Source organism: Brevibacillus laterosporus LMG 15441, from assembly GCF_000219535.2.
Lineage (GTDB): Bacteria > Bacillota > Bacilli > Brevibacillales > Brevibacillaceae > Brevibacillus_B > Brevibacillus_B halotolerans.
The window spans coordinates 731,024-737,500 of sequence record NZ_CP007806.1 but is presented as its reverse complement, the minus strand read 5'-3'; the positions used below and the strand labels follow the sequence as shown (position 1 = coordinate 737,500).

The window sequence follows — 6,477 nt, the reverse complement described above, 5'->3', positions numbered from 1 at the left end:
TTCATATAACTTATACACCGTAGGAGCTATTGTTTTTACCTTATAAAATACAGGCTCATCAAATATCTCGTCAGCTTCTACTAGCTCAAGACATGCCCAGTGAAACAAAGCTTGTAAAGCATTCTGAAAAGAGTCTGGTATCTTTTGTTGCTGCAATAGTTCCTTAGCTTGAGAGAAATGATGTAATACCGCCATATAGTGTTTATAAATAAGTTGCTTTTTCCTCTCTCTTGGCAATTGGAGAAGACAGGACATTTTATCTTTCATAAAATTAGATTTATCAAAGATCATATCTGCCTGTTTCAAAAGCTGTCTTGCTCGTTTAGGAGCCCCTTGCAAACACCATTGCTGAATTTGCCACTGACTAACAGTGTGCTCCTCCATTGCAATTTTTTTAAATTGGTACTGTTTGACCAGCCAATTAGGTTCGTGATCATTAACAATAATAAAGGATATGAGGTCAACACCTTCTGAAAGAAGTTCAATCTTTTCGGCTTGCTCGATAGCCATTACAGACAAAACATCCGTATCCATGGTCTTTTCCCATAAATACTGCTGATGATATTCCAACAAGCTCTCTTTCACCACTCCCCACCCCCCATCCAGATTTCTTACTATATAATCACGAAAGCCTTAACTCCTTAACAGGTTCGCTATATCGGGAAAGTTTCCTTCTTCTCTATTAAAGTTACATCTTTTGCAAAAACAACCTTGATCAGAATGAGTATGCTTAACCATTAACAAGCACATTACAATATCCTGACTATGGAAATAACTATAAAACTTTTTTGAATCCTTATGCTATACTGACAACGGGAGGTATGCACTTATGAAAAATGTAGACCGTTTAAGTAAGATTAAGCGAATTCGTGGATGGGCTAATTGGAATATGCTGATCGGTATCATCCTCATGTACATAGGGTATATATCTTTTGCCGGTTATTTATTCAAATGGTTTGTCGACATTCCATTGCTTGGCACGCTTAGTCAACAGCTCAAAGGCTCTCATATGACTTTTACCATCATCCTGATTATCGGCTTTCTGATGATGATGGTCAGTACCGTTTTATATATGGTATCCGGTATGGTCTCAACAACATCCCCACAGGTGCAGTGCCCTTCTTGTGGCAAAGTAACTAAAATGCTGGGAAAAGAAGATGCTTGTATGTTTTGCGGCCAACCACTTTTACTAGAAGAGGATACTCCAGAACCTCCATCTTCTCTTGAACAAAAGATACGTTCTTAAAGTAGTACAAAATCAACAGCCCGCCATGCTCTTTCCTCATCACATAGAATAAAAAAAGGCAGCGAGAAAATCTCCTGCCTTTTTTTCATATTAATTTAAATTGCTATGAATATGCTGCCAAATCTCTGGCTCCTCAAAGCCACGGCGCCATGAGGCAACTCCTGCCAAATCATATTTTTTGGAAACCTCAATCCGCTTTTTGAGTGAAGTCTCATCTTCTAGCCACATCTTGTATGTCGCGTTTTCTTGTTTATCAAAATAGCTCACATAATTTTGTCCAGTAGCCTCATCATAAGTGGCTTTTAGATTACGCTCCTCCATCCACTTTTTAGCCCCCGACATGTACAAAGCGCGTGAGGACACCTTTACACTGCCATCATCTTGCTTTACTTCCTTCCATAAACGGGTGTAGAAAGGCATACCTAGTAAAAGCTTCTCCTTAGGCACTTCCGTCAACACTTGCTTCAAGCCGTTCTCTACCCATGGCAGTGACGCTACAGAACCTGCTACAGGGCTAGAGCCCCAATGTTCGTCGTAAGCCATCAGCATCGTGTAATCCACTGCTTCAGCTAAAGCTTTGCGATCTAAGAAATTAGACCAACGATCGCTCCCATGCATCATGGTAACATCAACAGACACCGTTAACTCCTGCTCATGTAAATATGGCGTTAATTCGCGAACAAATTGAACAAATCGCTGCTTGTCATCTAAATAGACATCCTCAAAATCGATATTGATCCCGTCAACCTGATACAGATTAGCATATTGCACAATCTGTGTAATCATCTTTTGACGAGTTTCAAAATCAGATAGCATTGACTTAGTCCAGTCTGGATTAAATCCATTAGATACAACTGCCCATACTTTATATCCTTCGCGATGAGCCCATCTGACATAAGAAGCATCTGCTTTATTGCCAACCGTTCCTTTGGCGTCTTTTAATTCAAACCAAGTAGGAGCTACCACATGTAATCCTGACATTTTAGGGATGCTATCCAATTTAGGATTTCGGTTAACCACTTGCTCCCAAACCACATTTAATTTTTGTCCGTCCGGCTTCCATGCAGTATTTCTTTCCTTTGGAGTATCAACATTCACTTCTACCTGATAAGAATCTAATTTCTTAACCTGATCCATTGGCAAATAACCAAGGACCCCTTCATTCGATAAAAGATGATACCAGCCGTTTGTTTCGTTTAAGATTGTTACCTTTTGACCGTCTACAAGATCAGAGACAATGGGACTTTCTTTAGTTGCATCTAATCTCATTGGTAATGTCTTATCTTTTTCAGAGATAACCTGTCCTTGCTGAATGGTATCGCCGTTGTTTTCCACTGAAATAATATCTTTGCCTTCCATTTTCCGCAAATGAATACCATATATTTTTTCTAACGGGCTAACCGGAACGTATTTTTCCCCGTCAATAATTGTGACAGGCACACGTAAATCAACTGGTTTTTTATTAACAAATGCTTGTAATTTTTCGCTCGGCATTTGGATAACTTTATCTTTGGTAGTAATGATAACAGAGCGACTAGGTTCATCCCAGAATAAGTGCTGGTCGATTTGTTCCTTTAAAAATGAAAAAGGCAACAGGACCTCGTCCTCTTTCATTTGATAGGATTGCAAAACTGCCTTTCCTTTATGTACGATTACCTGTTGGCGCCCATCATATGGAATAACTCGCTGATGACTACCGTATTGTACATACATCCAGATAAAATATCCTACTACAGCAAGTATGACCAAAAATAGCAACTTAGGAAGAAGCCTATTCCTTCTTCTTTTTCGCCTTGGACGTTGTGACGTCTCTACATGTATGCTCATGACTCCTCCCAATGTATCTCAGTTCTGTTTGTTCTTCATTATAGAGACAGTTTTCAAAGCTATTTGGTTACAAACTTCTGTACATTTTGCGGTAAAATTCATAAAATGTCGAATCCTATTATGTATAGCCACTGGTTCTTTATTGCTCAGAATGCGGTTTAATGGAGCTTATACGTCCGCCATGCCAATTATGCTATCAAAATATACAAAAAAAGAACCCTGCACGTCTCATACAACTGACATGAAGAGTTCTTCCCAAACGCTTGTTATTGCTTTGGCTTATTTTCTTGACAGCTTTGGCATACACCATAAACTTCCATACGATGCCCAGAAATATGAAAGTTAGCTTGTTCACAGGCTGCTGCCTCTACCTGAGACAAGTACGGGAAGTGAAAATCCTGAATAGCCCCGCACTCAGAACAAATAATGTGATAATGTTCATCTTCTACATTCGCATCGAATCGACTGGAAGCATCTCCGTATGTTAATTCGCGAACCAACCCCGCTTCTTTAAATACTCGCAGGTTATTATAGATGGTTGCCACGCTCATATTAGGAAATTTCCCTTCCAATGCTTTATAAATTTCATCAGCAGTTGGATGAGTCATCGTCTCAAGTAAATACGCTAATATGGCATGACGTTGCGGAGTCATACGAACACCTTGATTCTTTAAAATCTCGACAGCTCTCTCGACTTGTTGCATCATCGCCATGCACCTCACATAATATGACCTTTAAAAAGTAAGTAATTAGAAATATTCTTATCCGTTAACAATAATCTAATTAGAATTGTTATAAATAAGTGTACGCTGATTCTGGAGGTTCGTCAATAACAAGCTTGAATTTGGGGCTTTGTTTCCCTTATTAGCTTGTCCAAGCCTCACTTTTTTTCAAAAGTTACACGTCAGATGTCTTCTTAGCTGACACTCTTTGGCTTCTTGTTTACTTTTCGAGCTTTCTTACGTGTTGGGCATACATCCTCTAGGGGACAAATGTCACATTGTGGGCTTTGTGCCTTGCAGTGATAACGACCGAAAAAGATCATACGATGATGAGTGTCTGACCAATCCTTCTTGGGAATCTTTTTCATAAGAATTTCTTCTACCTGAACAGGAGTAGCATCGTCAGGACAGAAGCCCAATCGTTTCGATATTCGCTCTACATGTGTATCTACAGCGATAGCAGGCACCCCAAATGCAACACTGACTACAACGTTAGCCGTTTTCCGTCCAACACCAGGCAGCTTTACCAGCTCTTCATGCTTGTTAGGCACTTCTCCTCCGTATTCTTCTAACAAAAGACGACAGAGCGACTGGATGTGTTTAGCCTTGTTTTTGTATAGACCAATTTGTCTAATATCGTCTTGAAGCTCTTCTAACGAAACCTTTAAATAGTCTTCTGGGGTCTTGTACTTTTGAAATAGGTGTTCTGTCACTTGGTTTACTTTTTTATCTGTACACTGCGCTGACAACAGTACCGCAATCGTCAACTCAAACGCGTTACTATGAGTAAGCTCACAATGCGCATCAGGAAACATATCCGCGAGCGTCTGTAAAAATAATTTCATGGATAATCGACGCATTTCCTTTTCCCTCCTACTATACTCCGAACCAGTTTTACTTTATGCATGCGTTCTATTGTAACATATGAAAAAATTTGATGAGCCCACTTCCCCTAGGGAATTCCATAGTGAAAAAAAGGGAAGCGGGCACATGTAATAAGCGCCATGATATTTGAATGTAATTCGGGTAGGAAAATGAAAAAACAGGTAAATATAGGCATGTCATAGAATGATGAATGGACAAGAGGTGTAGAGGAGGAACTTTCGTGAAAGTATTGATAACAGGCGGGTCAGGGTTTGTAGGCCATGGCATAATCGCCGCCTTACTAGAAGCTTCCCATGAGGTACACTGCTTACTTAGACAAGGCTCCGAATTAAAAATGAAAAAATTGTTTTCGAAGACCGATCATCTTCATCTCCATACAGGCGACATTTTTGCGATAGACTCTCTCCGTGCAGCTATGCGAGATTGTGATGCGGTTATTCATTTAGTAGGTATTATAAGAGAACAGGCTGGTAAAGAAATTACTTTCTCCCGCATTCATGTTGAAGGGACACACAATGTACTGCAAGTGGCGAAAGAGCTAGCTATCCGCCGCTTTATATTCATGAGCGCGCTTGGTACACGCCCTCAAGCTGTTAGTGGCTACCATCAGACAAAGTATGAAGCGGAGCAATTGGTGAGCGCATCTGGAATCCCTTATGTGATATTTCGTCCCTCCGTTATTTTTGGTCCAGGCGATGAGTTCGTCACTATGCTGGCTGATTTAGTCCGCCTTCCTGTTACTCCTGTCATTGGAAGTGGTACCTATCTCTTGCAGCCTGTGTCTCGGAAAACAGTAGCAGAGGTGTTTACGCAAGCACTCACTAATGAGCTAGCTACTAATCAGATTTATGAAGTAGGCGGCCCACACCAGCTTTCCTACATGCAAATCCTACGGCACATTGGACATGCGATTGGAAAATCACATGTAAGGACGCTTCATGTACCACTATGGATGATGAAACCTATCGTTACGATGATGCAAGGTTTTTCCTTTTTTCCTATCACCACAACTCAATTAACAATGCTACAAGAAGGTAATTTTTGCGAAAATAATGAAAAATTATACCAAGATTTTCAGATTAACAAAATTGAATTCTCTTCTGGTATATCCGAATACCTTTCACAGACTAGAACGAAGACCAGATAAATTGAAGGAGCTGGAATAAAAAACAGCCTTTCCTTATACACACATATAAGAAAAAGGCTGTTTGAGATTTATTCATGTAAATTAGGTTCACTCTCTCCTAACTGACTATTAACATACCGAGCTGCTACAAATAAAAAGTCTGATAAACGGTTTAAATATTTAATAGCAGTTGGGTTAATTGGTTCTGTCTCCATAAGCTGTGTTGCTCCGCGTTCAGCACGTCTAACTACCGTGCGAGCTACGTGAAGAGCAGCACCGGCAGGATGACCTCCTGGCAAAACAAAATTAGTCAGCGGAAGTAGCTTCGCATCTAAACAATCAATTTGTTTTTCTAAATAATCTACGTCCTCATCAACGATAGGCCAACCTACCTTTTTTCCTTCAGGTGTAGCTAGCTCTGCTCCAATATGAAATAACTTGGTTTGGATCAGATGAAACGTTTCTAACAACTCAGCCCACTTGTGCTCTTTAGGCAAAAAAGATACTGCTGCTCCAACATGCGAGTTAGCCTCATCGCACGTTCCATATACTTCTACTCGTGGTGCATGCTTCGGAACACGTACGCCATAAACTAAAGATGTTTGACCTTTGTCTCCTGTTTTTGTATAAATCTTCATGTCATACCCACCTTTTCTTCATTTTTATAAGCA

General features: G+C 40.1%; 7 protein-coding genes (1 of these 7 running past the window's edge). 2 read left to right on the top strand and 5 right to left on the bottom strand.

The annotated features are described in order from the left end of the window. Positions 1-585, bottom strand: partial view of a nucleotidyltransferase-like protein gene (locus BRLA_RS03725; RefSeq protein ID WP_236867735.1) — the 5' portion only. It extends 303 nt beyond the left edge of the window; the window shows 585 of its 888 coding nt (coding positions 1-585); it begins with the start codon at positions 583-585; its stop codon lies off the left edge, out of view. A 244-nt stretch (positions 586-829) separates the two neighbouring features. Between BRLA_RS03725 and BRLA_RS03720 the strand changes: the two genes are divergently transcribed. Then, entirely contained in the window at positions 830-1,246 is a 417-nt protein-coding gene (locus BRLA_RS03720; RefSeq protein WP_003335390.1) for a DUF2614 family zinc ribbon-containing protein, read from the top strand. Between the two features lie 90 nt (positions 1,247-1,336). Here BRLA_RS03720 and BRLA_RS03715 read toward each other — a convergent pair whose 3' ends face one another. From BRLA_RS03715 to nth, 3 genes are all read right to left on the bottom strand, one after another. Continuing rightward, positions 1,337-3,073: a glycosyl hydrolase family 18 protein gene (locus BRLA_RS03715; RefSeq protein ID WP_003335391.1), complete on the bottom strand. Its 1,737-nt coding sequence runs from the start codon at positions 3,071-3,073 to the stop codon at positions 1,337-1,339. A 266-nt stretch (positions 3,074-3,339) separates the two neighbouring features. Beyond that, complete coding sequence (locus BRLA_RS03710) at positions 3,340-3,780, bottom strand: Fur family transcriptional regulator (RefSeq protein ID WP_003335392.1); 441 nt, start codon at positions 3,778-3,780, stop codon at positions 3,340-3,342. A 209-nt stretch (positions 3,781-3,989) separates the two neighbouring features. After that, positions 3,990-4,655 (bottom strand): endonuclease III, encoded by a 666-nt coding sequence (gene nth, locus BRLA_RS03705; protein WP_003335393.1) that lies wholly within the window; start codon positions 4,653-4,655, stop codon positions 3,990-3,992. Between the two features lie 245 nt (positions 4,656-4,900). Here nth and BRLA_RS03700 point away from each other — a divergent pair, with 245 nt between their 5' ends. Further along, positions 4,901-5,827, top strand: a complete 927-nt coding sequence (locus BRLA_RS03700; protein WP_003335395.1) for a complex I NDUFA9 subunit family protein — start codon at positions 4,901-4,903, stop codon at positions 5,825-5,827. 68 nt (positions 5,828-5,895) lie between these two features. Here BRLA_RS03700 and BRLA_RS03695 read toward each other — a convergent pair whose 3' ends face one another. After that, complete coding sequence (locus tag BRLA_RS03695; protein WP_003335396.1) at positions 5,896-6,444, bottom strand: cob(I)yrinic acid a,c-diamide adenosyltransferase; 549 nt, start codon at positions 6,442-6,444, stop codon at positions 5,896-5,898. Positions 6,445-6,477 lie beyond the last annotated feature (33 nt).

What these genes read in the sequence shown, in the direction of transcription:
- BRLA_RS03720 (WP_003335390.1), top strand. Translation starts at nt 830, where the DNA reads ATGAAAAATGTAGACCGTTTAAGTAAGATTAAGCGAATTCGTGGATGG.
- BRLA_RS03715 (WP_003335391.1), bottom strand. Translation starts at nt 3,073, where the DNA reads ATGAGCATACATGTAGAGACGTCACAACGTCCAAGGCGAAAAAGAAGA.
- BRLA_RS03710 (WP_003335392.1), bottom strand. Translation starts at nt 3,780, where the DNA reads ATGATGCAACAAGTCGAGAGAGCTGTCGAGATTTTAAAGAATCAAGGT.
- nth (WP_003335393.1), bottom strand. Translation starts at nt 4,655, where the DNA reads ATGCGTCGATTATCCATGAAATTATTTTTACAGACGCTCGCGGATATG.
- BRLA_RS03695 (WP_003335396.1), bottom strand. Translation starts at nt 6,444, where the DNA reads ATGAAGATTTATACAAAAACAGGAGACAAAGGTCAAACATCTTTAGTT.